Genomic DNA, 21,468 nt, shown 5'->3' with positions numbered 1-21,468 from the left:
GTGCGCCTCTTTTCTTTAGTTAAGGTGGACCCTCCTTCCGGCCCCTCCCCCCGCAGTTCCCCCCCTCTCTCCCTGCCCGTCCGGGGACCCGCCCCGCCCACTGGTCCCCTTCCCCGCCGTGTCCCACCGGCCCCGGCGTCAGCCGCAGGCCGCCGCGTCGTACGGCAGCGCCACGACGCCGGCCGCGCCGGCGTCGTCCGTGACCGTCAGCGCGACCTCGCCGGCCGCGACCGACCGGGCGCGCGTCGGCAGGGTCAGGCGGGTGTCCGCCCCGGGTGCGAGACCGGCGACCTGGCGCTGCCCGAACGGCGACGTCAGCCTGACCGCGAGCGCCTCCGGCCCCGTGTTGCGCAGCCGCACCACCACCTGGGCCTTGGGGCCCGTGCACCTGGTCGTGGCCCGGGCCTCGACCCAGGTCTCGGGTGCGGGCTCGAACGTCGCCACGAGCCGGGTGTCGGCCGTGAGCGCGAACGGGTAGCGGCTCGCGGACGAGACAGTGCCGCCGTCGGCGTCCCGCCAGCCCGCGAACCGGGAGCCGGGCGCGGGGTCGGCGACGGCGGTGACCGTGGCGCCGGTCTCGTACCGGCCGGGCTCGGCCTCGTTGCCCTCGACGCGGGCAGTGCCGTCGCCGTCCGCGGTGACGGCGAGGGCCGAGGTGGCCATGTTGATCGCCATCGGGTTGACGATCGTGACGTCGCCGCGGCTGGTCGTGCCGTTGTAGCGCATGAGGTTGACGACCGTGACGGCGCTGGACGCGTCGGCGTCGACCGTGTGTCCGCCGGGGCCGAGATTGTCGGTCCCGAGGTTGAAGGCCGTCACGGTCGCGCCGTCGGTCGCCACGATCCCGTCGTGCGAGCCGTAGGCGAAGGTGTTGCGGACCTGGAGGTCCTGCGCGCCGACGGCATGCACGAGCACCTCGCGCTCGCGGCTGATCCCGTCGATGACCTGGGCGAAGAGGTTGGCCTCCTCGACCGGGCCGGGCAGGCCGTAGGCGTTGCGGGTGGCGACGTTGCCGTTGGACAGCACGCCGTCCACGACGCCGTCGGACGCCGCGCCCACGCGGACGCCCTCGTCGAGGAAGATGCCGAGCACCCGCCGCACCAGGAAGCCGTCGGCGCGGTCGGTGAGGTCGACGGCGTTCCACGCGTTGTCGAGGCCCACGTTCTCGACGTAGACGCCCGGGGCGTCGCCGCGCACGGCGAACGGGTAGGGCACGGCGCCGTCGTCCGACGCCGGGTTGTTCTCCGGGTGCAGCACCCGCAGGCCGCGCACGCCGGCGTCCCGGCCGGCGAGGGTCACGACGGCGGGTGCGGCGGCGGCCTCGGCGACCGACGCGTCGTCGGTGCCGTCCTGGCGGCCCTCGTACGCGACCAGCACGGTGCCCGAGGACTCCACGAGCGAGGTGCGGTTCGGCACGGCGGACGAGCCGCGCAGCTCGACCCCGGCCGGGACGGTGAGGTGCCCGCGCACGGTGTACCAGCCGGCCGGCAGGTACACGACGCCGCCCCCGGCCTGCCCGGCGTCGTCGAGCGCGGCCTGGATGCCGGCGGTCGCGTCGACGTCGGAGAACTGCTTCGGGGTGCGCGGCACGTCGTACGGCGCGGCCGTGACGTCCCAGAGCCGGTCGGCGGGCTTCGGGGCCGGGCGGGCCGGTCCGGGCTGCGGCACGTCGGCCGGGCCGTCGAGGGTGTGCACCGTCCCTTCGAGGGCGCCGCTGACCGCGGTGTCCGTCAGCTTGACGTAGCCCGCCGAGGTGTTGCGCACGGCCGCCACGGAGCCCTCCAGGGTGCTGGAGGCGAAGGCGGACCCCCACCGCTGGTCGGAGTTCTCGGCCAGGACGGCGATGTCGGTGTCGACGATCTCGGCGTCCACGAACACGCCGGTGAACGACGCGCGCGGACCCTTGACGAGCCTGATGCCCACCGCGTAGTCGGCGGCGTGCAGGCCCACGAACTGGTCCCACTCGAGGTCGGCGAGCACGAAGCCCGTCCCGTGCGCGCGGGTCCACGCGTCGAGCACCGCCCGGTCGGGCGCGCCGTAGGCCGCGCCCGCGGAGGCCCAGTAACCGTTGTCGAGGCGCACGTCCTCCCAGACGCCGACGTCGGCCCCGTTGTACCCGGCGGCGCCCTCGTACAGCACCGTCCCGGACACGTTGCGCACGTTCGCGAGCTCGTGCCCCTGGGCGCCCGGCCCCTCGCCGCGGTCGTTGCGCATGGTCGAGATGCCGATGCCGCGGTAGGAGTTGAGGAACGTCAGGTCCTGCACGGTGCCCAGCATGTAGTTCTCGTTGCCGATCCACGCGAGCCCGGGCACCTCGACGGTCCACCCGTAGGGCACGGGGTCGGCGGCGTCCTGGTCGGGGTAGTACGTCGTCAGGCCGACGACGCCGGCCGAACCGCCCACGCGCAGCAGCGGCGGGCCGTCGTCGCCCGAGGGCAGGTGCGCCTCCAGCACGGTGCCGAGCCCGGCGGGCGCCCCCGGGGCGCCGACCGGCTGCTCGTCCAGGTCGCGGTGGTCGCCGCGCAGCGTGCAGTAGGCGTACACCTCCAGGGTGTCGCTCACCCGGTAGGTGCCGGCGGGCAGCCACACCGTGCCGCCCCCGGCGTCCCGGCAGGTCGCCAGGGCCTCCTGGATCGCGGCGGTGGAGTCCTCGGCGCCCGTGGGGTCGGCGCCGAGCTCGGTGGCGTCGAGGTCGGCCACCACGACGTCGTCCGTGGGGAACACCGTGGACACGGCCCGCGGCTCCAGGCGCACCGGGCGCACGTCGCGGACCTCCAGCGCGGTCAGCCCGTAGGCGCCGCGCTGCGTGGCGAGCTCGTCCAGGGCGAGGCGCACGTAGCGCGCCGTCGTCTCCTCGAAGCGGGTGCGGAGCGGGTTGGCGCCCAGCGACCCGGCGGTCGCGACGGTACGGAACGTGCTGCCGTCGTCCGACACCTGGACGCGGTAGACGTGCGCGTAGTCCGCGGTCCAGTCCACCAGGACCTCGTCCAGCGTCGTCGGCCCGCCCAGGTCGACCTGCACCCAGGCCGTGGCCTCGTCCCGCCCGGACACCCACGCGGAGCCGGTGCCGTCGGTCACCGCGCCGGGCGTGCCGCCGCTCGTGGAGCTCGCGGTCGCGGCGGCGCCGCGGGCGAGGTCCGTGGTGCGCTCGGCGGCGAGGAACGCCTCCAGGGCGTCCTGCAGCGCGTCCGTCGCGGCGTTGAGCTCGGGCCCGGACGCGCCGGGGTCGTCCAGCACGGCCTGCGCCGCGTCGATCGCGGTGCGCAGCCCGGCCCGCGACCCGGCGGGGAACTGCCCGTCGCGCCCGCCCTCGCGCGCCGCGAAGTGGGCCACGTCCGCCTGCCGCACGAGCTGCCGCAGCCCGACGGCGGGGTCCACCGTGCGCGGCACGACCGTCACCGCGAGCGAGTCGAGCCGCACGTCGCGCGCGGAGCCCTCGACCGAGAGCCGGAAGTCCGACCCGTTGGAGCGGTTGGTCAGCAGGGCGTCCTCCAGGAGCCAGGACCGCGAGGCCCACGCGCCGTCGTCCGCCAGCTCCAGCCGGGCGGACGGGCGGAACATGTCGGGGATCGTGTCCCCCGGCGAGTCGTACTGGAGGAACATCGAGCCGCCGCCCTGCTGCACCGTGGCGTCGACCAGCACGCGGTCGCGCACGTCGCGCGCGTACGCGTCCGAGACGTTGGCGTAGACGAAGTTCGTGCCCTGGGCGCGGCCGGTCTGCCAGTACCCGCGGCCGTCGGCGGTGCCGGTCACGAGGCCAGCGGTGTCGTCCCCCGCCCGGACGGCGATGCCGCGCTCGGCCACGGCCGGCCCGAGGTCCACGCTCGTGCCCTGCGCCACGACGCGCACGGCCGCGACGGTCAGCTCGCCGTCGGCGCCCGCGAGCTCGACCTCGGCCCCCGCTGCCTCGCCCGCCGCGCCCGCGGACAGGGTCCCGGCGGGCAGCACCACGACGGTGGTGGTCCAGCCGTCGCCGTCGGCGTCCGCCTCCGGCGCGCCGGACGGCGTCGGCTCGCCGCCGGCCGTGGCGACCACCGCCTCGCCGGCCCGGTGGTCCACGACGAGATAACCCGGCGTGCCGTCCAGCCGGCCCACGTACTCGTCGGCGAGGTCCAGGGCGAGGCGCCCCGCGCCCGCCGCCCCGTCGGTGCGCCAGTAGGCGCGCCCGGCGTGCTCGCCCGTCACCTGGCCGCCCGCGGTGGGCGCCGTGGCGACGGCGATCCCGTGGGTCAGCGGGGTCGCCGACAGGTCGGCGCCGACCCCCACCGGGTACCGGTCGACGTCGACCAGCGGCCCGGCGGCGGGAGCCGCGGCGGCCGGGGCCACCAGCCCCGCCGTCGTCAGCGCCACGGCCGCGGCCGTGGCCAGCACCCGGGCTCTTCCTGCGTTCATGTTCATCCTCAACACCTTTGTTCGGACTGACGTGAATGGGACGTGCGGGACGTGCGGGTCGTGCGGGACGTGCTGCGGCCGGTCAGACGGTCAGGCCCTCTGCGGCCGCCGTGACGCCGGGGTCGAGCGCGTCGCCCGTGCGCCACGAGTGCACGGGCACGAAGCCGAAGAGCTTGCGCGCGGCCGTCGTGTCGATGACGGTCGCGGTGCCCTCCAGGGGGCGCGCCACGCGGGTCTCCGGGTGGAAGCGGGCGAGCAGCTCCGCCGTCGGCACCTCGCTGGTCGTGTCCGGCGCCGCCACGTTGACCACGTGGTAGCCGTCGACGCCGGACTCCAGCACGGCGCGCACCACGCCCGCGGCGTCGCGCGTGTCGAGCCAGGTCCACAGCTCCTGCCGCATCGCCCCCGGGTCGCGGCGGGCGAGCTCGACCATCTCCCGGAGCCGGTCGCCCGTGCCCACGAACGGGATGCGCAGCAGGGTGGTCGCCATGCCGTACCGGCGCGCGGCGTACGCGCCGACCTGCTCGGAGGCCAGCTTGGACAGCGCGTAGGCGTCCATCGCGACCGGCTCCTGCGCCTCGTCGACCGGCACGTACGCGGGCGACAGGTGCCGCCCCGCCCACGGGTAGCCGTACGCGGAGAAGGACGACGCCGCCACGGCGACGCGCACGCCCGCCCGGCCCGCGCCGTCGAGCACGCAGAAGGTGCCCTGCGCGTTCTGCGTGAACGTCTGGTCGTCGGGCACCTGCCCCGGTGACGCGATCGCCGCCAGGTGCACGACGCCGTCGACCGCCACCGCCCCGGACCCTGCGCCGGCCCCCGCCCGCAGCGCCGACCCCACGAACTCCGGGTCCCGCGAGTCCCCCACCAGCACGGCCTGCGCGGACGGCGCGTCGAACGGGACGCGGTCGGTCGCCACGACGCGGTAGCCGGCCGCGGCGAGCGCCGGGACGACGACCCGGCCGATGCCGCCGGCTGCGCCGGTCACCAGCACGGTGTCGCCGGGGCGGAGCGCACCGGCGCGACCGGTCGGGGGCAGGGGCAGGGTGTGGTTCATGACGGGGTGGGTTCCGATCTGTGGTGCGGCGGGGGCCGGCGGGTGGTGGGTCATCCCTTGACCGCGCCGGCGAGCCCGTTGACGAAGTACCGCTGGGTGGCCAGGAACAGGATGATCACGGGGATCACCACGATCAGGGCGCCGGCCATGAGCTGGTTGTACTGGACGACGTTGGACGACTGGAGCTGCTGCAGCGCGATGGGCAGCGTGAACGTGGCCGGGTCGTTGAGCGAGACCCGGGACAGCAGGTACTCGTTCCACGTCGGGATGGCGGTGAGCAGCGCGACCGTGATGAGGGCCGGCCGGGCGAGCGGGAGGTAGATCCGCGTGAAGATCCGCAGCTCGCCCGCGCCGTCGACCCGCGCGGCGTCGCGCAGCTCGTCCGGCAGGGACCGGAACGAGTTGGTGAGCAGCAGGATCGACAGCGGCGCGGTGCCGTTGACGAACGGGAGGATCAGGCCCAGGTGCGTGCCGAGGATCCCCATCTGGTTCTCGAGCAGCACGATCGGCAGGAGGGTGACCACGCCGGGCACGAACAGCAGCACCAGGAACAGCCGGAAGAACGCCTGCCGGCCCGGGAACCGGAGCACCGCGAACGCGTACGAGGCGGCGGAGTAGACGACGACCACGCCGAGCGTCGTCAGCCCGGTGACCTTGAGGCTGTTGAGGAAGTAGTCGAAGAAGTGCAGCTGCGCCCAGGTGTCCACGATCGTGGTGAACGTGGGGTCGTGCGGGATCAGGTGCCCGCCCTGGATGACCTCCTGCTGCGTCTTGAACGCCGCCGAGACCATCCAGAGGAACGGGTACAGGCTCACGACGGCGTAGCCCGCGAGCAGCACCGCCACGACGCCGCGGGCGACGACCACCTTCGCGGGGGTACGACGGCGGCGCGGCGTCCGCGGGACGGGCGGCGCGTCCGGCGCGTCCGGGACCGTGCGGTCGGTGACGGTCGTCATGGCTTCTCCCGGGTGACGCGCTGGTTGACGATCGCGACGGCGAGGGCGGCGAAGAACAGGAGCCAGCCCAGCGCGCTGGCGAGGCCGAGCGTGGGCGCGAGCTCCTGCTGGAAGGCCAGGTCGTAGGTCTCCAGGCCGAGCACGTTGGTGCGGCCGGCCGGTCCGCCGTTGGTCATGATCAGGAAGATCTGGAAGCCCTGGAGGGCCTCGCGCACGTTCAGCAGCGTGATCACCGCGGTGGTCCCGGCCAGGAGCGGCCGCACCACCGAGAGGTTGGTGCGCCACCAGCCGGCGCCGTCGAGCTGCGCGGCCTCCAGGAGCGAGGGGTCGATGGACTGCAGCCCCGTCAGGTACAGCAGCATCGCCACGGGCACGCCCGACCAGACCATGATGACGACGAGCGTCGGCATCGCGGTGGCGGGGTTGCCGAGCCAGCCCTGCGGCTGTTCGAGGCTGCCCAGCCCGACGGTGCGCAGCAGCAGGTTGACGGCGCCGTTCGGCTCCAGCACGTACTGCCAGGCCATGTACACCGCGATGCCCGCGGTCACGTAGGGCACGAAGTACACCGAGCGCAGCACGCCCGCGAACCGGCGCGCCTGGTTGAGCACCACCGCGAGCGGGAAGGACACCAGGACGGTCAGCAGCGGCACGGCGACCATCACACCGAGCGTGTTCAGGGCGGCCCGGTGGACGACCGGCGCGTACACCGGGCTCGCCCACAGCAGGTCGGCGTAGTTCTTCAGCCCGACCCACTCCCAGGTGGGGGTGAGCCCGTTCCAGCGGACGAACGAGAGCTGGGCGCTGAAGAAGAGCGTGTAGACGCCCATGACGAGGAAGAGCAGGAGCGCGGGGGCGATGAACACGTAGCCCCACGCCACCTCCTGGCCGCGGTGGTGCACCGGGTGCCGGCGGCGGCCCCGCCGGCCGCCGCCGCCGTCCCCGGTGGGGACGACGGCGGCGAGCGCGGTCGACGTCGTCACTTCGACTGGGACCAGAACGTGTCGACGAGCGTCGCGACGTCCTTGCCCACTGCTGTGACGTCCTTCGTCTCCAGCGGGGTCAGCTCCATCACGGCGTCACCGATCTGCGCCGCGTCGTACGCCGCCGGGCGGTACGACGTGTCGCCGGGGTTGTACGCGTTCTCCCCCTCGCCGAAGGCGCCGATCATGGCGCCGAGCACCGGGCCGACCGTGGCGGTCGGGTCGTCGCCCAGGTCGACCGGCGGCACGTCGAGCGCGTCCTGCGCGAAGGCGGCGGCGACGTCCGTCTCCGAGAGGTACTCGATCCACTGCAGGGCGCCGTCCTTGTTGCCCGTCGAGACCGAGACCGAGAGCCCGGTCAGGCCGAAGGGTGCCAGCTCCAGGTCCTTGATCGCGCCGTCCTCGGGCGCCGGCACGGGGAAGGTGACGATGTTCTCGGGGTCCATCCCGTTCTGGTCGAGGAAGGCCAGGGTGAACGTGCCGCCGATGTCGAAGGACGACTTGCCCTGCGCGAACGCGATGTCGGCGTCGTCGATCGTGAGGGACTGCGTGCCGGGCATCCAGTAGGGCTGGACCTGGTTGTAGGCCTCCAGCACCTTCGTACCGTTGTCCGACGAGAAGTTCTTCGCGGGGTCCTGCCCGAACAGGGCGCCGAAGTCCTCCTTGCCGAGCTGGCCGTAGGCCATGGGCTGCATGAGCCACTCCAGCCCCGTCGTGGAGGACTGGAAGCCGATGCTCACGCCGCCGTCGTCGGGCCGGGCGGCCTGGACGGCGTCGAGCGCGGCGACGAACTCCTCCCAGGTGGTCGGGGCCTTCGTGATCCCGGCCTCCTCCAGCCGCTCCTTGTTCGCGTAGACGATGCCGAACGTGCCGATGGTCAGCGGCACGGAGTACCGCTGGCCCTTCTCGATCCCAGCGGTCTTGGAGCCCTCCGCGAGCGACTGCTCGTAGTAGGCGTCGGTGACGGTGCCGTCGTTGGCGACGGCGGGCAGGAACCGCGAGGTCCACTCGTCGTCCACGTCGTCGGAGAGGTCCTCGAGCAGGCCCGCGCCGCCGAACGTGAAGTCGTCGCCGTGGGTGTGCACCTCCATGACGTCGGGCAGGTCGCCGGTCTGCGCCGCGGCCTGCACCTTGGTGATGAAGGCGTCGTCCGGCGTGTAGGCCTGGACGTCGACGGCGATGCCCGTCTTCTCCTCGAAGGACTTCGCGGCGTTCTGCAGCGGCTCGACGTGCGACTGCTTGAAGGTCCACATGGTCAGGGTGTCGGGGTCGCTCTCCTGCGAGCCCCCGCCGGCACCGCCGACCGGCCCGCTGCAGGCGGCGAGCGCGCCGACGAGCAGGGCGGAGGTGGCGGCGATGGTCAGTCGTGCAGAGGACGGACGACGTCGGTGTCGTATCACGGGCTTGCCTCTCGGTCATCAGGCGGCACCGGGCGGTGTCGCGGACCATCGGAAGATAAATCAATTCGATGTACAGTGTCAACGGGCGCCACCGCCGGTGCCCGCACGGCGCGTGGGAACGCCCCCGCGCGCACCGCTCGTCCCGGATCGAGGTCACCGATGACACCCCTGCAGGCAGCCGACGCCGACGCCCGCGACACCCGCCGTACCGGCGTGCTCGCCCCGGCGCCCTGGACCTCCGTCGGTGCCGACGCCGACGGCGTCCGGGTCACCGCGGTGCGCACCTTCCTCACCGGCCCGCAGGGCTGCCCCTACGTGGTCACCCGCGTCGAGACCAACCAGCCCGGGCTCTACGGGCTCGGCGACGCGAGCGACCCGCAGCGCCCGCTGGCCACCCGCACGCTGATCGACGAGTACCTCGGGCCGCTGCTCGTCGGCCGGGACCCCGCGGACATCGAGGACCTGCACCGCCTGCTGCTCAACAGCGGGTACTGGCGCGGCGGGTCGATCGAGCACAACGCGCTCGCGTCCCTCGACGTGGCCCTGTGGGACCTCAAGGGCAAGGTCGCGGGGCTGCCGGTCCACCAGCTCCTCGGGGGCCGGGCGCGGGAGCACGCCGACGCGTACACCCACGTCGACGGCGCCGACGCGGCCGAGGTGGCCGAGAAGGTGCTCGAGGCGGCCGGCCGCGGCTACCGGCACGTGCGCGTCCAGGTCGCCGTGCCCGGCCGGGACACCTACGGCACCGCCCCGCGCGACGCCGCGGAGGCCGCCCGCCGCCGGGCCCGCACCGACCGCTGGGACACGCTGGCCTACCTGCGGCACGTGCCCGGGATCCTCGCGGACGTCCGCGACCGGGTCGGCCCCGACGTCGAGCTGCTGCACGACGCCCACGAGCGCATGACCCCGGCCGAGGCCCGGCAGTTCGTCCGCGCCGTCGAGGACGCCCGGCTGTACTTCCTGGAGGACGCCCTCGCCCCCGAGGACGCCGCGCACTTCCCGGAGCTCCGGGCCGCCGGCACGACGCCGCTGGCCGTCGGCGAGCTCTACCACGACCCGCGCGCGTACCTGCCCCTGCTGGCCGGCCGCTCGATCGACTTCGTGCGCCTGCGCATCCCCACGCTGGGCGGGCTCACCCCGGCGCGCAAGCTCGTGGCCGTGTGCGAGATGTTCGGCGTCCGCACGGCGCCCCACGGGCCGGGCGACGTGACGCCGGTGGGCATGGCGGCCAACATGGCGCTCAACATCTCCTCCCCCGCGTTCGGCGTCCAGGAGGCGGCGACGTTCCGCGACGCCACGCTGGAGGTGTTCCCGGGCGCCCCGGTCCCGGCCGGCGGGCACCTGCTCGCCTCCGAGGCGCCGGGGCTCGGCGTCGACTTCGACGAGCGGGCCGCGCGCCACTACCCCGTGGGCGCCCCGCTGGAGCACGACCGCTGGGCGCTGCTGCGCGCCACGGACGGCAGCGCGCACCGCGCGTGACCCCTCCGGTGTCAGGCGCTCAGGTCACCCGGGTGACCTGAGCGCCTGACACCGGGCCGGGCCGCGCCGGGCCGGGGCGGGCGGTCAGCCGATCAGGAGCGCGTGGGGCTGCGGGGACAGCGTCTGGTCGAGCACCAGGCAGGCCGCGCCGACCGCGCCGACGTCCTCGCCGAGGCGGGTGTTGACCACCTGGATCTCGTGCATCTTCTCGACGTACGGCCAGCTGGTGATCACCGGTTCGACGACCGCCAGGAAGCGCTCGGACAGCATGGGCCAGATGGGCCCGCCGAACACCACGAGCTCGGAGTCGAGCAGCGTCGCCGCCGCCGCGACCCCGGTGCCCACGCGCCGCGCCCAGCGGTCGATGATCACCTGGGCGCCCCGCTCCCCCTCGGCCGCGAGGTCGGCGAGCCGGCCGAGCTGCTCGGCCACGGCCTGCGGCCCGGGCGCCGGGGCGACCTCCAGGACTCCCGCCGCCACGGCCTCGTCGACGAGCGCGCGCGTGGTGCAGTTGGCGTCGAGCCCGCCCACCTCGCCGGCGTTCCCGGACGCCCCGCGCAGCACGACGTCGTCCGCGACCACGCCCATGCCGGAGCCGGTGCCGAGGTAGAAGAAGAGGAAGTTGCCCGAGTGCGTCGCCGCGCCCGCCCAGCGCTCGGCCACCGCGGCCGCGATGACATCCTTGTCCATCAGCACGGGCAGCCCCGTGGCCTCGACGAGCCGGTCCCGCAACGGCACCCGGCCCCAGCCCTTGAGCTGCGGCGGGTCGACGACGGAACCGGTCGAGAAGTCGACGGGGCCGGGCACCGCGAGGCCGAGACCGAGGATCCGGTCGCGGGCCGCCCCCGACTCCTCGATGACGGTCTCGATGGTGTCGCTCATCTCGGCGATCGTCGACTCCTGGTCCACGACGGCGGGCGTGGGCCGGTGCATGCTGTGCACCACCCGGCCCGCGAGGTCGAGGACGACGTACGTGATGACCGCCGGGTCGAGGTGCACGCCGAGGGCGTACCGGCCGCCGGGCACCACCTGCAGGACGGTGCGCGGCTTGCCCGCGCGCCCGCCCTTCTTGCCGGTCTCGGCCAGGAGGCCCGCGTCGAGCAGGCGCCGGCAGATGTTGGAGACCGTCTGCGCCGACAGGCCCGTCGCGCCCGCGAGCTCGACGCGGCTCAGCCCGTCGGGCGCGCGGCGCACCGCGTCGAGGATGACGGACTCGTTGAAGTCACCCATGCGCGGGAGGTTGGTGCCCCGCCGGGCGGTCGCCGTCGTGGCCGACTGGTCGATCGTCACGCCATACCTCCTGCTCGATGACCGGCCGGCGGGCGGCCCGGATGCCCGCTCCCGCACATCTTCGCACCCCGGGTCCCGTTCGGGCGCAGCGCCGGGCGCGCTGTGGACCGCGCTGCCGGGCGCACTCAGGCGACCTGACGCACGAGCAGGAGCGACCAGGGCGCGAGCGAGCGCTCGACCCGCAGCACGCCGTCGGCGGGGACGACGAGCGACTCGCGGCGGGTCGCGCGGGCGGCGGCGTCCAGCGCCGCGGTCTGCTCGCGCGTGGGCGACGACGGCGCCCCCATCGCGCGCCACGCGGCCACGGGGTTGGCGTTCGACGGGTCGAGCGTCTCCAGCTCGACCACCGCGCCCGGCGTCAGCCCGTCGACGGTGATCTCGGTGTCGCGGACCGAGCCGGCCGCCTCGGTCGCGTCGGCGACGGTCCGGTCGTCGAACGAGGCCGGCACGGAGCGCGTGACCTGGTGCGGGTAGTGGTGCACGAGCGCGGCGATCCGGCCGGTCGCCTCGTCCCGCGTGACCACGCCGTCGTCGCCGGCCGCGAGCAGCGTCCCGCCCAGGGCGTTCAGCATGCGGTAGGCGTGGAACGTCGGCTTGGGCACGCCCTGGAGGGTGAGCATCCCGAACCCGCCGTGGAACATCTCGTCGCCGGCGCCGCCCTCCTCGAAGACGTCCGTGAACGTCCAGTAGGCCAGGGAGTCGACCGTGCCGATCGAGCGCAGCACCGAGCGGACGACGTAGACCGCCGCCGGGACGGTGTCGTGCGTGAAGTCGCGGGGCGAGGAGGACGAGTTCCACTCGGTCAGGTGGATCTCCGCGTCGGGGAACGGGCTCGCGTCGACCAGGCGGCGCAGCAGCGCGAGGTCCTTCGGCGTCGCGTCGGCCTCGCGCGTCAGCCGCTGGCCCTGGCCGTGCTCGTCGAGCGCCCAGTCGGTCGGGTACGGGTGCGTCGAGACGAAGTCGACGGGCAGGCCCTCCTCCGCGCAGAACGCGAGGAAGGCCTCCAGCCACACGGGCTTCCAGTCGAGCGCGTCCAGGTCGGCGCCCAGCGTCGCCTCGTGCACCTGGAAGTCCTCGGTCTCGCCGTCGAACCGGGCGTCCGGCACGAAGTTGGACGTGGCGGGACCGCCGACGCGCAGGGCGCCGTCGACCTCCTTCACGGCGCGGGCCGACGCCGCGTAGAGCGCGAAGTACTCGCTGCGCGTGCCGCGGAAGAAGCCGCGCAGGTTCGCCTCGTTCCAGACCTCGAAGTACCACTCGCGCACCTCGGCCGGGCCGTACCGGTCGACCCAGTGCTGGACCAGCGACCGGACCAGCCAGGACCACCGGTCGAGGTCGGTCGGCGGGGCGCCGTGCGCCCCCCACCAGAACACGGTCTCCGTCTCGCGGGCGAGCGCCCGCGGGCTGAAACCGAGCTCGACGAACGGGCGGACGCCGGCGTCGAGCAGGGCGTCGAACAGCGCGTCGACGTACTGGAAGTTCAGGACGGGTGTGCCGTCGGCGCGCTCGGTGTACACGAACATGTCGTCGTGCAGCAGGCCGTGGAAGCGGACGTAGTCGAACCCGCACGCCTCGCGCACCGTGGCGAGGTGGCGCTGCCAGTCGGCCCGGAGGCCCTCGTTCGCGCGCCCCGCACCGACCACGGTGCTCCAGAAGTGGCGCAGCGGGCGCCCCGGTCCGGTCGCGGTCGCCCGCAGGTTGATCGGCTCGGCCACACGTCCTCCAGTCGTCACGCCTCGCCGGGTCACGAGACGGCGCGCACCGCGCGACGCCAGTGTAAATCAAACTGATGGACTATCACCGCGCGGGACCGTCGTCGCATGAACGGGACCGGCCCGGGCCGGGACCTACAGCGCGGCGACCTGGTGCGCCATGAGCACGGCGAACCGGCGTTGCTCGCGCGTCGGAAAGACCGCGTGCGACACGGCGGTGACCAGGAAGTAGCCGACGACCTCCGCGCCCCGGCGGACCGGGATCGCGACGTACTCGTCGACGGGCAGGCCGATCCGGTCGACGTCGACCGGCCGGCCGTTGCGGGTCAGCGCCCCGTCGTGGTCCAGCACGGCGAACCGCACGTCCCCCACCGGCCCCTCGACCCAGCGGGCGTCGTCGGCCTCCAGCACGTCGGTGATCTCCCGCGCCACGACGTCGACCACCGTCTTGGCGGGCGTGGTGCCCTCCGCGACCGCGCGGGCGGCGCCGAGCACCCCCTCGAGGTAGCCCGAGCGGCGGGCCTCCCGCCCCTGCTGGCGGTAGCCCCACAGGGCGATCTCGGTGACCGCGAGGCTGATCACGACGAGCAGCGTGGTGGCCTCGATGTCCTCCGCGTCGGAGATGACGAAGCGCAGGTAGGGCTCGGTGAGGAAGAAGTCGAACCACACCCCGGCCGAGAAGGCGGCGAGCAGCGCCGCCGGCCGGTCCCCCGTGGCCGCGGCGGCGACGACGATCAGGACAAGGACCAGCACGTCGGTCGCGGCGGCGACGTCGTCCCGCACCGTGTACAGGATCGCGCAGACGACCAGCGGCGCCAGCACGGCCACCACCCGCACCGCCGGTCGCCACCACGCCGCCGAAGGCCAAGCCGAGACTGTTCCGGTCATGCTGCTCCTGTCCCCGCGAACATGGTGGCGCGGGCCGCGCACCTGCGCGAACGCTGGGAACGGGAGCCCGGTCCCTCAGCGTCGGACGCGCTGGTCCACGGCGACCCAGTTCGTCTCCCAGGTCTCCCCGCCGTCGGCGGAGAACGCCTGCTCGAACCGTGCCTCGTCCCGGCCCACGCGGGTGACGAGGAACCGCACCTTGATCGGCCGGTCGCCGAGCCGGTCGTCACCGTAGAACTCGCCGACGCCGTCGTGGAACCCGCCGTACACCGCCGGGGTCAGCAGGCCGTCGCGCAGGTTGACGAAGGTCAGGCTCCACCGCTGCGCCTGTGGCTCGTACAGCCGCAGGTTCATCGCGTCGATGCTGCCGGCCGGCCCCGACACGGCGAGCTCGACGACGTTGGCCCGCCGGTCCGCGAGCGGACGCACCGTGCTGGTCCCGGAGAACTCCAGCCACTCGTCCGGGGACTCCGAGAGCGGGTCGGCGAGGACCCGCACGCTGGTGCGCCAGGTGCCGATCTCCCAGTCGAAGTCCCGTTGGCCGTCGGCGGTCGTCGACGACGCGGGAGCGGGTGCGACGGGAGTCGGGGTGCCGACAGCCGGCGCGGCGGCGCCGGAGGCCGCCGTCGCGAGCAGCAGGAGGACGGCGGAAAGGCTTGCGGTGAGGATTCTTCGGTGTGAAATGGTCATATTTCGACTATCGAGCGGAGCGCGGCCGTGAACAAGAAGGCACCTGCGGGTAACCCCTCCCGCCCCAACCCGCTGCCGGGCTGCCCGATGGCCGCGGCGTTCACCGCGATCGGCGGCAAGTGGAAGCTGACCCTTCTCTACTGGCTCGCCCACGGCGAGTCCCACTTCGCCGGCCTGCGCCGCAGGGCCGCGCCCATCACGCCCAAGGTGCTGGCCGAGCAGCTGCGCGAGCTCGAGGCCGACGGGCTAGTGGAGCGCGACGTGACCGGTCCGGTCCCGGCGCCCGTGATCTACCGGCTCACCCCCTACGGGGCCACGGTCCTGCCCGTCGTCGAGGGGGTCCGGGTGTGGGGCGAGACGCACCTGCGGCGCACCGGCGCCATCGCGGCGCCGGACACGCCGATGAGCTGCGCCGCCACCATCGCGTAGCCGTACCGGAGCGCCGCCGCCGGTCCGGACGGGGGCGTGCGCGACGGTAGACTGCGTGTCCTCCGGTGATCATGCAGAGACATGGCCACCGCCCGCGGTGGTTCGCGGAGACGTCCGGCGGCGTGTCACCATCATGATGAGCACGTGGCCGTCGTGAGCACGGGGCCGCGGGCGGGGGACGCCGCGGTGACCCCGCGGCCGACCGGAACGCTCCGGCCGGGGCCACCCGCCCCGCGGCCCGAACAGCCGGCCCCTGGCCGGCTCTGGGCGTGCGGGCGTGGCGCGGTATCGCCGCCGTCGTAGTACGCATGCAGCGAAGGAGAAGATGTGGCTCGAGCAGGCCAACGCCGGTCCGGCCGCGCGCGGAGCGGGTCCGGCGCACGGAGCGGGTCCGGCACGCAGCAGCGACGCCGCGCCCCGCGTCCCGCCGAGCAAGGGATGATCCCGGTGCTGGCCGAGGCCGCCCGCGAGGTCGACGGCGCCGTCCGGAGACCGCCGACGCGCCCGGCGACGCGGACGAAGTTCCAGGTCGTCGCGCTGCTCATGCGGGAGGAGCGGACCCGGGTCCGGGAGGACGCCACCCTGACCGAGCCGCAGCGGGCCAAGCAGCTCAAGCAGCTCGACGCCGTGGGGACCCTGCTGGCGAAGATCGCGGCCCGCGACACCTCGCTGCTCGAGCTGCTCGCCGAGGACGCCCGCGTCTCCGACGCGGCGCGCGAGTTCAAGGCGAACATGATGCGTGCCGGTGGTCTGGAGCCGCCCGACGAGCCCCCGCCGCCCCCGCCCGCCGCGCCGGCGCCCGGCGCCGAGAAGCGGGTGGTGCCCCGTTCGGTGATCTCGCGCCAGCTCGCGAACCCGTTCCTCGCCCCGGACTTCGCGGCCGCGGCCGAGCGGCAGGCCCCGCGGGTGCTGCGGCTGGCGGGCTGGGAACTGCTCGAACCGCTCTTCCGGTCCTTCGAGTACGCCGGCCCCGGCGCTGCCGCCTGCATGCCCCTGCCCGAGCCCCGCTCGGTGGCCGCCCCCCAGGGCCGGAAGCTGATGCCGCACCAGGCCCAGGTCGTCGAGGCCACGGCCCGCGGGCACCGCACCTTCCTGCTCGCCGACGAGCCCGGCCTGGGCAAGTCCGCCCAGGCGCTGCTCGCCGCCCAGGCCGCCGACGCCTACCCGCTGCTGGTCGTGGCGCCCAACGTGGTCAAGACCAACTGGGCGCACGAGGTCGAGCTGTGGACGCCGCGGCGCCGGTCCACCGTGGTCCACGGCGACGGCGAGCGGGTCGACGGGTTCGCCGACGTGGTGATCGTGAACTACGAGCTTCTCGACCGGCACGTCGGCTGGCTCGGCGACCTCGGCTTCCGCGGCATGGTCGTGGACGAGGCCCACTTCATCAAGAACAAGGGCAGCCAGCGCTCCCAGCACGTGCTCGCCCTCTCGGAACGCATCCGTGCCCGCGCCGGCCGGCCGCTCCTGATGGCGCTGACCGGCACCCCGCTGATCAACGACATCGAGGACTTCCGGGCGATCTGGCAGTACCTCGGCTGGATCGACGACGCCAAGCCGCTCGGCCCGCTGCTGGGCGCCCTCGAGGAGACCGGGCTCACCCCGGCCGACCCGGGGTTCTACGCGGCCGCCCGGACCAGCGTGATCGACATGGGGATCGTGCGCCGCCGCAAGGCCGACGTCGTCGCCGACATCCCGGCCCGCCGCGTGGCGGACATGCCGGTCGAGCTCGACGGCGCGGCCGGCCGCTCGATCCGGGCTGCCGAGGAAGCGCTCGCCCTCCGCCTGGTCAGCCGGTACCGGTCCGCCCTGGCGGCGCGCGCCGAGAGCTCCGTCGTCGAGGACGTCGACGTGGACGGCGTCGACCTCGACCTCGCCCGCCGCGTGGCGGCGGCCGAGCTGAAGGACTCGAGCTCGAAGGCCAAGGGCGAGAACGTGTTCACCATGGTCCGCCGGATCGGCCAGGCGAAGGCCGCGCTGGCCGCCGACTACGCCGCGCAGCTCGCCCGCAACGTGGGCAAGGTGGTGTTCTTCGCCAAGCACGTCGACGTGATGGACCAGGCCGAGCAGATCTTCGCCGACCGCGGCATCGGCTACGCCTCGATCCGCGGCGACCAGACGCCCCGGGCGCGCGAGAAGGCCATCACCGCCTTCACGGAGGACCCCGACGTGTCGATCGTGGTGTGCTCGCTGACGGCGGCCGGGGTCGGGCTGAACCTCCAGGTGGCGTCCAACCTGGTGCTGGCCGAGCTGTCCTGGACCTACGCCGAGCAGACCCAGGCCATCGACCGGATCCACCGGATCGGCCAGTCCGAGCCCGTCACCGCCTGGCGGATCATCGCCGCCCAGACCATCGACTCCACGATCGCCGCGCTCATCGACAGCAAGTCCGACCTCGCCGCCCGCGCCCTGGACGGTGCGGGCGACGAGGACGCCGCGTCGTCCACCGACGTCCAGCTCGAGGCGCTCGTCGCGCTGCTCACCGAGGCGCTCGACGCGGACGGCGGCGCCTGAGGCACGTCGCCGCGGCACGGTGATCCAGGTGCGTCAGCCGAGCGCGGCGATCTCCGCGAGCTCGTCCCCGAGGGCCCGGGCGACGACGGCGGCCGGAAGCGCGTCCGCGTCGCAGTGCACGGCGCACCGCAACACGCCGTCGTACGAGATCGCCGCGACGCCCAGCCGCACGTTGCCCCCGAGCGCGGCCACGGGCCAGATCCGCTCGACCCGCGCGCCCGCAAGGGCGAGCGGACGCCGGGGGCCGCGCACGTTCGTCACGAACATGACGATGAGCCGCTGCCGCCGCGCGAGCCGGGGGAAGACCCAGGTCCCGAGGCGTGTGCGCGTCAGCTCGTACGTGCCGCGCGAACGGGCGTCGTCCTTGGCGGCGCGGGTCAGCCCGGCGACGCTGCGCAGGCGGCGTGCGAGGTCCGCCTCGTGGGCGGGCATCGGCACGAGCATCACGCCGGTCGCGTTCCCCGACCGCCCGCGGTGCGGCAGCGCGACCGGCACGCTCGCGGGCAGGACGTCCGGCACCTCCTCCCCGCGGGCGAGCAGCGCGGAGCGCGCCGCTGCGCCGGCCGCGACGAGCAGGGCGTCGTTCACGGTCGCCCCCGCGGTCCGGGCACCGGCGGCGAGGCGCCCGAGGTCGACGTCGACGAACGCCACCGCCCGCCGCCGGCCGACCCGACCGAGCAGCACGGTGGGCGGCACCGCCCGCCGGAGGAAAGCGATCGTCCGCGAGACCCCGGACACCACCGCCCGACCCCGACCGCACACCCCCCGACTCTCAACGTCCCCGCCCACAAGATCCGCCGAGTCAGTCACCCGGTCCGACGCCGGGTCCGCCGAGTCAGCTACCTGGTCCAACGCCAAGTCCGACGCCACCGGATCCATCAGAGCCTGCGCGAGCCGGACCGTCGCGACGCCGTCGGCCATCGTGTGGTGCACCCGGAGCACGATCCCGGCCCGCGCCGGGGCGACCCCCGGGACGACCAGCAGCTCCCAGAGCGGGCGGTGGAGCGGGAGCGGGGTGACGACGAGCCGCGCGCACAGCGCCTCGAACCCTGCCCGGCCCTCGACGGCGGCAACCTGTCGCACGTGGGCCGCCAGGTCGAGGCGCACCGGTTCCCACACGAGGACCCGTCCGGCACGTCGCACCCGCTGGGCGAGCCGGGGCACCGCGGGGACCCGCTCGGCGAGCGCGCGCCGCAGGGTGTCGAGATCGACCTCGCCGTCAAGCCCGACGCACCCGCCGGAGGCGAGCACGCCCGCCATCAGGAACGCGTTGACGTGGTCGCGCGCGTCCAGCTCGAAGTTGAAGGCGTCAGCCGCCGTCAGCCGCTCTGCCAGGATCCTCGCCTCCCACCGGTACGCCACCGTCGTGCGCCGCCCGGGGCGCGAGGCCCGTGGGCGGCCCGCCGAGCGCGCGCAGCGCGTACAGGATCGTGGCCAGGTCGACGAGCTCCTGGACGAGGGCACCGGTCACGGCGGGGATGACGCCGGTCATCGCGACGACCATGAGGGCGAGGCTCAGCCCGATGCCGAGCCAGATCGCGGCCAGGGCGGTGCGCAGGGTGTGCCGGCCGACGGACACCGCGTCCACGAGCCCGCCGAGCGAGTCGACGAGCAGCACCACGTCGGCGGCGTCCCCGGCGGCGGTCGCGCCCCGCGCGCCCATCGCGACGCCGACGTCGGACGCCGCCAGCACCGGCGCGTCGTTGACGCCGTCGCCGACCATCATCAGCGGTCGCGGGGTCAGCCCGGCCGCGATCAGCACCTTCTCGCCGGGCAGGAGCTCGGCCCGCACGTCGTCGACGCCGACCTGCCGCGCGACCGACTCGGCCGTGCCGCGCGCGTCCCCGGTCAGCATCGTGACGTGCTCGACGCCGTTCGCCCGCAGCCAGGACACGACGGCGGCGGACTCGGGCCGGGGGTCGTCCGCGAGGACGAGGGTCCCGGCGAACCGACCGTCGACCGCGACATACGCCGCGGCCTGTCCGGGGCCGAGCTCGGCGACGACGGTGTCCGGCGCGACGGAGCGCACGTAGCCCGGCTTGCCGACGACGACCCGGCGCCCCTTGACTGTGGCGACCACGCCGTTCGTGGCCACCTCCTCGGCGTCGTCGGCCGCGAGGAGGTCGAGGCCGCGCGCGGCGGCGGCCCGGCGGACGCTGTCGGCGAAGACGTGGGACGAGTACTGCTCGGCGGAGGCGGCGAGGAGGAGCAGCTCGTCGGCGGCGAACCCTTCGGCGGGGCGCGCGGCGACGAGGTCGGGCCGGCCCTGGGTGAGCGTGCCCGTCTTGTCGAACGCGGCGGACCGCAGGCGCGCGAGCTGCTCGACCACGGTCCCGCCCTTCATGATCACGCCGAGCTTGGCGGCCCGGGACAGCCCGCTGAGGAACGCCACCGGCGCCGCGATGAGCAGCGGGCACGGGGTGGCCAGCACGAGCACCTCGGCGAACCGCGTGGAGTCGCCCGAGAGCGTCCAGGCCGTGCCGGCCAGCACCAGCGAGACGGCGGTGAAGGGCACGGCGAACCGGTCGGCGAGCCGCACGACCGGGGCGCGGGACTCCTGCGCCTGCTGGACCAGGGCGACGATCTGCTGGTACTGGCTGTCCCCGCTGCGCCGCGCCGCCCGCAGCCGCACGGCCCGGGTCCCGTTCACGGCACCCGAGAGCACCTCGTCGCCGGCCTCCCGGCCCACCGGGAGGCTCTCCCCGGTCAGCGACGACTCGTCGAACGTGCCCCCGCCGTCGAGCAGCACACCGTCGACCGGCACGATCTCACCCGGGCGGACCAGGAGGACGTCGCCGACCACGACGTCGTCGACCTCCGTGTCCCGCACGCCGTCGAAGCCCGCGGAGCGCGGGTCGTCGATCACGTGCGCGGTGCGCGGCGACCGGTCCAACAGAGCGGTCAGGTCCCGCCGCGCCCGCCGCGCGGCGAAGTCCTCGAGCGCCTCGCCGCCCGCGAGCATCAGCACGATGACGAGGGAGGCGACGTACTCCTGGACCGCGAGCGTCGCGACCATGGCCACCACCGCGAGGACGTCCAGCCCGACGTGCCCCCGCAGCACGTCACGCACCATGCCGACGAGGGTCCACACGACGAACCCGGCCACCCAGGCCGTCGCGACCCACCGTGCCGCGACGGGCTCGGTGTTCGCCAGGAGCACGAGCACCACCGCGAGCACCACGGCGGTCGCCGTGATCGCCGGGTAGCGCGTCACCGCGCGCAACGGCCGCATGTCCGCAGTCTGTCCCGGGACGGCGGGCGCCGCCTCCCGGGCTTCCGTCCCGGTGCGCAGGGCCGTTGGTCCCTGGCCGGACGGCCCGGCGTGGCGAGAGGCTGGGATGGACGCCGGCGGCAAGGGCGCGGGCCGGCGTCGCGGACCGACGGGAGCAGAGCCATGACCCACACCTGGAACGTCGTCATCCACCTGTTCGACGCGGACGACCTCGTGCGCGAGGGCCGCCTGACCGGGGCGCACGCCGTCCTGACGACGTCGGCCGGGACCTCCCTCGAGGGCTACGGGCGCGCCCGGCGCAACCCCGAGGACGCCGCCGTCCCCGAGATCGGCGAGGAGCTCGCCGCCGCCCGGGCGCTGCGGGAGCTGGCCGACCGGCTCCTGCGGGCCACGTCGGACGACATCGCCGAGATCGAGCACCGCCCGGTGCACCTGCAGCGCTAGACCTGAAC

Annotated in this window: 15 protein-coding genes; 4 read left to right on the top strand and 11 right to left on the bottom strand. The window is 74.6% G+C overall.

Annotation, left to right across the window (positions count from 1 at the left end; genetic code table 11):
• Positions 1 to 138: 138 nt before the first annotated feature.
• From ACFV9Q_RS03310 to ACFV9Q_RS03290, 5 genes are all read right to left on the bottom strand, one after another.
• On the bottom strand, positions 139 to 4,392 hold the full coding sequence (locus tag ACFV9Q_RS03310; protein WP_377233135.1) for a glycosyl hydrolase family 28-related protein: 4,254 nt from the start codon (positions 4,390 to 4,392) through the stop codon (positions 139 to 141).
• Positions 4,393 to 4,474: 82 nt separating this feature from the next.
• Positions 4,475 to 5,449, bottom strand: a complete 975-nt coding sequence (locus ACFV9Q_RS03305; RefSeq protein ID WP_377233134.1) for an NAD-dependent epimerase/dehydratase family protein — start codon at positions 5,447 to 5,449, stop codon at positions 4,475 to 4,477.
• A 50-nt stretch (positions 5,450 to 5,499) separates the two neighbouring features.
• Positions 5,500 to 6,405, bottom strand: coding sequence for a carbohydrate ABC transporter permease (locus tag ACFV9Q_RS03300; protein WP_377233133.1), 906 nt, complete (start codon positions 6,403 to 6,405; stop codon positions 5,500 to 5,502).
• On the bottom strand, positions 6,402 to 7,385 hold the full coding sequence (locus ACFV9Q_RS03295; RefSeq protein WP_377233132.1) for a carbohydrate ABC transporter permease: 984 nt from the start codon (positions 7,383 to 7,385) through the stop codon (positions 6,402 to 6,404). The genes ACFV9Q_RS03300 and ACFV9Q_RS03295 overlap by 4 nt, the downstream gene beginning before the upstream one ends.
• A complete protein-coding gene (locus ACFV9Q_RS03290) occupies positions 7,382 to 8,785 on the bottom strand; it encodes an ABC transporter substrate-binding protein (protein ID WP_377233131.1) in 1,404 nt (467 codons plus the stop codon). Before ACFV9Q_RS03290 ends, ACFV9Q_RS03295 begins: the two co-directional genes overlap by 4 nt.
• Positions 8,786 to 8,944: 159 nt before the next feature.
• Here ACFV9Q_RS03290 and ACFV9Q_RS03285 point away from each other — a divergent pair, with 159 nt between their 5' ends.
• Positions 8,945 to 10,264, top strand: coding sequence for an enolase C-terminal domain-like protein (locus ACFV9Q_RS03285; protein ID WP_377233130.1), 1,320 nt, complete (start codon positions 8,945 to 8,947; stop codon positions 10,262 to 10,264).
• Between the two features lie 84 nt (positions 10,265 to 10,348).
• On the opposite strand, the gene ACFV9Q_RS03280 is transcribed toward ACFV9Q_RS03285, so the two are convergent.
• The 4 genes from ACFV9Q_RS03280 to ACFV9Q_RS03265 form a co-directional block, all read right to left on the bottom strand.
• Positions 10,349 to 11,554, bottom strand: coding sequence for an ROK family transcriptional regulator (locus ACFV9Q_RS03280; RefSeq protein ID WP_377229675.1), 1,206 nt, complete (start codon positions 11,552 to 11,554; stop codon positions 10,349 to 10,351).
• 125 nt (positions 11,555 to 11,679) lie between these two features.
• A complete protein-coding gene (locus ACFV9Q_RS03275) occupies positions 11,680 to 13,269 on the bottom strand; it encodes a beta-xylosidase (RefSeq protein ID WP_377233129.1) in 1,590 nt (529 codons plus the stop codon).
• Positions 13,270 to 13,401: 132 nt separating this feature from the next.
• A complete protein-coding gene (locus tag ACFV9Q_RS03270; RefSeq protein ID WP_377233128.1) occupies positions 13,402 to 14,154 on the bottom strand; it encodes a DUF4118 domain-containing protein in 753 nt (250 codons plus the stop codon).
• Between the two features lie 75 nt (positions 14,155 to 14,229).
• Positions 14,230 to 14,844: a hypothetical protein gene (locus tag ACFV9Q_RS03265; protein WP_377233127.1), complete on the bottom strand. Its 615-nt coding sequence runs from the start codon at positions 14,842 to 14,844 to the stop codon at positions 14,230 to 14,232.
• Positions 14,845 to 14,871: 27 nt separating this feature from the next.
• On the opposite strand from ACFV9Q_RS03265, the gene ACFV9Q_RS03260 reads away from it, so the two are divergent.
• Together ACFV9Q_RS03260 and ACFV9Q_RS03255 are read left to right on the top strand one after the other, a co-directional pair.
• Positions 14,872 to 15,273 carry a winged helix-turn-helix transcriptional regulator gene (locus tag ACFV9Q_RS03260; RefSeq protein ID WP_377233126.1) on the top strand — a complete coding sequence of 134 codons (402 nt, stop codon included), beginning with the start codon at positions 14,872 to 14,874 and terminating at the stop codon, positions 15,271 to 15,273.
• Positions 15,274 to 15,600: 327 nt separating this feature from the next.
• Positions 15,601 to 17,784 (top strand): DEAD/DEAH box helicase, encoded by a 2,184-nt coding sequence (locus ACFV9Q_RS03255; RefSeq protein WP_377233125.1) that lies wholly within the window; start codon positions 15,601 to 15,603, stop codon positions 17,782 to 17,784.
• Positions 17,785 to 17,817: 33 nt separating this feature from the next.
• Here ACFV9Q_RS03255 and ACFV9Q_RS03250 read toward each other — a convergent pair whose 3' ends face one another.
• The gene (locus ACFV9Q_RS03250) at positions 17,818 to 19,146 is read right to left on the bottom strand and encodes a wax ester/triacylglycerol synthase domain-containing protein (protein ID WP_377233124.1); all 1,329 of its coding nucleotides are present in this window, start codon (positions 19,144 to 19,146) and stop codon (positions 17,818 to 17,820) included.
• Positions 19,094 to 21,016: a heavy metal translocating P-type ATPase gene (locus tag ACFV9Q_RS03245; RefSeq protein ID WP_377233123.1), complete on the bottom strand. Its 1,923-nt coding sequence runs from the start codon at positions 21,014 to 21,016 to the stop codon at positions 19,094 to 19,096. The genes ACFV9Q_RS03250 and ACFV9Q_RS03245 overlap by 53 nt, the downstream gene beginning before the upstream one ends.
• 162 nt (positions 21,017 to 21,178) lie before the next feature.
• On the opposite strand from ACFV9Q_RS03245, the gene ACFV9Q_RS03240 reads away from it, so the two are divergent.
• Complete coding sequence (locus tag ACFV9Q_RS03240; protein WP_377233122.1) at positions 21,179 to 21,460, top strand: dsRBD fold-containing protein; 282 nt, start codon at positions 21,179 to 21,181, stop codon at positions 21,458 to 21,460.
• Positions 21,461 to 21,468: the final 8 nt, after the last annotated feature.

Origin of the sequence: Promicromonospora sp. NPDC059942 (genome assembly GCF_042731755.1) — a bacterium.
Taxonomy (GTDB): domain Bacteria; phylum Actinomycetota; class Actinomycetes; order Actinomycetales; family Cellulomonadaceae; genus Promicromonospora.
Note: the sequence above shows the minus strand (reverse complement) of the source record. Positions and strands in the feature narration are given on the sequence as shown.

Bases quoted from the DNA above. Each gene is read 5' to 3' on its own strand.
- ACFV9Q_RS03265 (WP_377233127.1), bottom strand. From the start codon at position 14,844: ATGACCATTTCACACCGAAGAATCCTCACCGCAAGCCTTTCCGCCGTC.
- ACFV9Q_RS03310 (WP_377233135.1), bottom strand. From the start codon at position 4,392: ATGAACGCAGGAAGAGCCCGGGTGCTGGCCACGGCCGCGGCCGTGGCG.
- ACFV9Q_RS03300 (WP_377233133.1), bottom strand. From the start codon at position 6,405: ATGACGACCGTCACCGACCGCACGGTCCCGGACGCGCCGGACGCGCCG.
- ACFV9Q_RS03305 (WP_377233134.1), bottom strand. From the start codon at position 5,449: ATGAACCACACCCTGCCCCTGCCCCCGACCGGTCGCGCCGGTGCGCTC.
- ACFV9Q_RS03285 (WP_377233130.1), top strand. From the start codon at position 8,945: ATGACACCCCTGCAGGCAGCCGACGCCGACGCCCGCGACACCCGCCGT.
- ACFV9Q_RS03240 (WP_377233122.1), top strand. From the start codon at position 21,179: ATGACCCACACCTGGAACGTCGTCATCCACCTGTTCGACGCGGACGAC.
- ACFV9Q_RS03270 (WP_377233128.1), bottom strand. From the start codon at position 14,154: ATGACCGGAACAGTCTCGGCTTGGCCTTCGGCGGCGTGGTGGCGACCG.
- ACFV9Q_RS03245 (WP_377233123.1), bottom strand. From the start codon at position 21,016: ATGCGGCCGTTGCGCGCGGTGACGCGCTACCCGGCGATCACGGCGACC.